Source organism: Planktotalea sp. (assembly GCF_018607995.1).
Taxonomy (GTDB): domain Bacteria; phylum Pseudomonadota; class Alphaproteobacteria; order Rhodobacterales; family Rhodobacteraceae; genus Planktotalea.
This window is the reverse complement of the sequence record NZ_JABBAL010000012.1, coordinates 1-4,092: the sequence shown is the minus strand read 5'-3', so window position 1 is coordinate 4,092 and position 4,092 is coordinate 1. Positions and strand designations below refer to the sequence as shown.

The 4,092-nt window shown below is 53.0% G+C and carries 5 protein-coding genes; 3 read left to right on the top strand and 2 right to left on the bottom strand.

All coding sequences use genetic code 11. From position 1 onward, the window contains the following. A partial coding sequence (locus tag QZ280_RS03605) for a cytochrome P450 (protein WP_293441178.1) occupies positions 1–1,075 on the bottom strand: 1,075 nt, incomplete at its 3' end. Positions 1,076–1,155: 80 nt separating this feature from the next. Between QZ280_RS03605 and QZ280_RS03600 the strand changes: the two genes are divergently transcribed. Then, positions 1,156–1,863: a type 1 glutamine amidotransferase gene (locus tag QZ280_RS03600; RefSeq protein WP_293441177.1), complete on the top strand. Its 708-nt coding sequence runs from the start codon at positions 1,156–1,158 to the stop codon at positions 1,861–1,863. On the opposite strand, the gene QZ280_RS03595 is transcribed toward QZ280_RS03600, so the two are convergent. Next, a complete protein-coding gene (locus QZ280_RS03595; RefSeq protein WP_293441176.1) occupies positions 1,864–2,520 on the bottom strand; it encodes a GntR family transcriptional regulator in 657 nt (218 codons plus the stop codon). A gap of 750 nt (positions 2,521–3,270) precedes the next feature. Here QZ280_RS03595 and QZ280_RS03590 point away from each other — a divergent pair. Beyond that, on the top strand, positions 3,271–3,435 hold the full coding sequence (locus QZ280_RS03590) for a hemin uptake protein HemP (RefSeq protein WP_293441175.1): 165 nt from the start codon (positions 3,271–3,273) through the stop codon (positions 3,433–3,435). After that, positions 3,432–3,914, top strand: a complete 483-nt coding sequence (locus QZ280_RS03585; protein WP_293441173.1) for a hypothetical protein — start codon at positions 3,432–3,434, stop codon at positions 3,912–3,914. The genes QZ280_RS03590 and QZ280_RS03585 overlap by 4 nt, the downstream gene beginning before the upstream one ends. Positions 3,915–4,092: the final 178 nt, after the last annotated feature.

The following is a 4,092-nucleotide window of genomic DNA, read 5'->3' as shown; positions in this document are numbered from 1 at the left end:
ACACGTGTTTGTTGGGCGTACGTGCAAGGTCAACGCGGAACGGGTCGTCAAAAACGGTTTCGTCGCGGTTGCCGGATGCAAACCAGTAAAGAACTTTATCGCCCGCCTTGATAGTCTTGCCGTGGATTTCATAATCGCTCAACGCCGTGCGGCGGAAATAAAGGGCAGGGGTCGCCCAGCGGATGATTTCATCGGGTGCGGTCTCCCAAATACCACCACCTGTTTGCATCTGGCCCAACAGTTCAGGCTGGTGGCAAAGCGCTTGAATGCCTGCTGCAATGGAGTAACGCGTTGTGTCATTGCCCGCGGCGACAAGTAGGCAAAAGAAGTTCCGGAATTCAGCTTCGGAAATTACTGATCCATCAGCGCAGGGCTGAAGGATCATATGTAGGACGCCGCTGGTGTCGCCTGCCTTGTCCTTCTTATCCATCAGCTCTTTCGCGTAGGCATATAGTTCCGCACCCGCAGGAGAGTTGAACGGCATCATACGGAATTCATCCGTCTTCATTTTATCAAGAACATGATCGGTGAAATCGGGGTCCGTGTTGGCAATCAGCGCATCGCCCTTTTCTACCAGCCAAGGCAGGTCTTCTTTAGGGGTTCCAAGGATACGACTGAGCATACGCATCGGCAAAACGCGCGCGATTTCTTTTGTCGCGTCAAATTCGCCCTTGTTCAAAACCTCGTCAAGGATTTCGACGCAGAGCTCGCTAATGTCAGTATTGAACTGTTCGATTACGCCCTTTGAAAACGCCTTGGCTAGCTTGATGCGGGTTTTTATATGCTCCGGTGGGTCGATTTCCTGAAAGGTGCGGCGTGCGATGACTTCTTCGGGGGATTGGTCTTCCATTCGGATGCCGTGCTCGGACGAAAACACAGCGGAGTTCTTGTTCAATTCAAGAATGTCGGCATGGCGTGTGATTGACCAGAACCCGTCGCCGTCGGACCATTCTGTCCAATGGATAGGATCCTCGTCGCGCAGGCGTTTGAATGTGTTGTGCGGTGAACCAGCCATAAAGGTGTCGTGACTTGTCAGATCGGCGTGGCCGTCATCACTAGGTGTCCAAACAGTCATCAGCGCCCTTTCCGTGTCCTTATTTTTAATATACTAATAGGCCTTATAAATATACATAAACTTGACCGGATGAGAATAAAATGCACATCGCAGTTCTTGTGACGAACACGGACGAGACAGATTTTGCCCAAAAATACCCAAAGGATGGTGAGAAATTCAGCATCCTTATTAAAGAGGTGCGCCCCAGTTGGGAGATAAGTATTTTCTCGGTCAAGGACGATGTTTTCCCGAGTGATATCACTACGTTTGATGGCGTGTTGATCACTGGGAGCCCCGCATCGGTGTACGATGACTGGCAATGGATACCCCGCCTGTTAGATCAGATTCGCGTGGCTTACTGCGCCAACGTGCCGATGTTCGGTGCGTGTTTTGGGCATCAAGCCATTGCCGTGGCTCTTGGCGGGAAGGTCACTCCCAATCCCGATGGTTGGGCGTTCGGATTGCTGGAAATGCAAATGGAAAGCCGCCCGCCTTGGTATGATGGGCCAGTCGCACTGCTTCAATACGGTGCACACATCGAACAAGTCACGCAACTGCCCGACGGCGCAGAGGTGGTCTTTTCAACACACGGCTGCCCCGTCGCAGGTCTCGTTATAGCAGATCGGGTCTATACGACGCAGAACCATCCCGAAATGACGCCGGAATTTGTCACAGCACTTTTGGCAGAATATGTGGAAAAATTGGGGGAAGTTGTGGCGACCCGTGCCAAAAATTCTCTAGAGCGTATTGCGGATCGGGATGTGTTCGTCCGCTCAATTGCGCGCTTTTTCGAACGCAATCCGGTCTGATTACTGCACTGACGCCAACATGTGCATGACAGTTTCGCGGTCATAATTGAAATGATCAGCCATAGCCGTGCGCGCGCCATCCGGATCACGCGCAGCGATGAAGCCTGCAATCTCGATGTGTTCGCGCACCGATGTCTCGATGGCGCTGGGTGTGCGATAGCGCAGCCGGTAATACGCCATCAGCTTGCGGGCATTCAGTTTGATCAGATCAATCAGGAACGAGTTGGCAGATGCCGTCGCCACAATCTCATGAAATTGTAGGTTCAGCGCATAATAGTGCGCGTGGTCTTCCAAATTTCCAGCTTCAGCAAAATCGCGGCACGCGTCAACCGACGTTTGTAGGAGCGTTGATTGGGCGGGCGAAATGCGTAGTGCGGCCATTTGGGCTGCATGCGCCTCGAGGTTTGCATGGACCTCAAGGATCGCAAGGAACTCTTCGACCGAAGGCTGGAACAGATGCATGCCCTTGCGCGGGTGGCGGACCAGTAGACCATCGGCTTCGAGTTGGATGAGCGCCTCGCGGACAGGCGTGCGGGACACGCCGCAGCTTTCCATTAGGTGTTTTTCGTCGATCAGGTCACCTGGCAGAACGCGGCCCTGATCGATCCAGGAAATAATCGTGTCACTGACGGACGCGGCTTGTGTCGGTTTGGCCATTCTTTAAGCCCCTTTATACGAGGGTATCACTAGTAAGCGTGACTTTTGATTGCAAGTTTACTGCGATGTCTAAAGTTCAACCCTGATGCCATCCTGCCCCACAATATGGTATCCATCCCAATTTTTCGCCACGGCATCGTGCCAATCCTGTTCGTTCAAGTTGGCTGAAATGCTGCGACCTGCACCAACGTTCGCAATGCTGGCTGCGATTGCAGCAATTGAGTACACTCGCCAACGGTAGGTATTGGGCCGCCCCTATTTGGGAAGGTGCGCCTCTAATGTGTAATTACTGCGACCGATCTAATGGAGGCAGTGAGCCCATGGCGGTCATTGCTATTTCGCGCTACGCGTGCACGCAACACCAGAAATGCGGCAGCTGCGTAATACTTCATGTTCATATGCGGCGAGAAAAGCCGCCATTTATCTGAGTGGCAGCAAGATCGAATTCCCCTCTATACAGTATCTGACTAAATTTGTCAGATTGACATATCTGACTACTTCACTCAGGGTTGTTTTTAGTCAAGCCACTCGAATCCAAGCTGGGAAGCCCGACACGTGATCATTTGAGGACTTACCGATGCAGGCGAACCTAGACACTCCAAGGCAACCCACTGATGTATGTGAACCACGCCGAACTTTACGCGTCAGGCAAGCTGACCGATTTGAGATATTGGTTGCTGCATCAGAAGCAGAAGACATCTGCCCGATCTGGTTCACGTATCGTTTGTCGGAACGCCAAAGGGTATCAGCATGAGCTTTCACGCAACCCCACCGCCACAGAGGCCAGCCTCGACGCTGCCAAGTTACTCCGCCCGCGATCTGACGGAGGGCGCGGATCAGGCGCATATTATTCTAGATGGTCAAACCTACACCCTGCGGATCACGCGGGCTGGCAAGTTGATCCTGACCAAATGAGTGTCTCCAGTCATAATCGTGGTGGCGCACCTGTTGGTTTCATCACCGAATTGGATGGGGTCGAAGCCGCGTCGGTCATCTATCTGCGACTATGGTGTGATGGTCCTGATGCACAGGCACAGGTCTGGAATGACTTCGCGTCGAGACTAGGCTCTGACCAAGGACGCAAAGCGCTCAAGTCCTTTGAAGACCTTTGTTCACTTTGTACCCGCCATGGGCGTCGTCCGCTAATGCGTCATTCGGTTCAGTGCAAATGCCTTGGTGCAGACGAGTCCTGCTTTGCCAACTTCATCGCGACCGCCGCCACTGGGGAACGTGAAGACGCCATGTTGATCGCAACGCTTCTTGTTCGGCCCGATGTCGCCCCACTGATCGCGTCCTTAGCCGCTGATGTTGGCCACGCCTTTATGCGGATGCAGCTGAGCGCCCCAAGGGACATCGCAACACCTTCACAAGAAACACCAAAAACACTTCACTAAAGGTACACCCAAATCGTCAGCCACCTGCTTGCGCGTTAGCCCACTGGTCAGCGCGATACGTACCGCATTCTGGCGGAATTCGTCCGTCCGTTTCAGTCCCATAGTCAATCTCCTTTGTTGTAGTGAGCCTCCCCCTTTGAAGTGGTCCGCCCCATACCCAAGCTTGAAGAGATTGTCG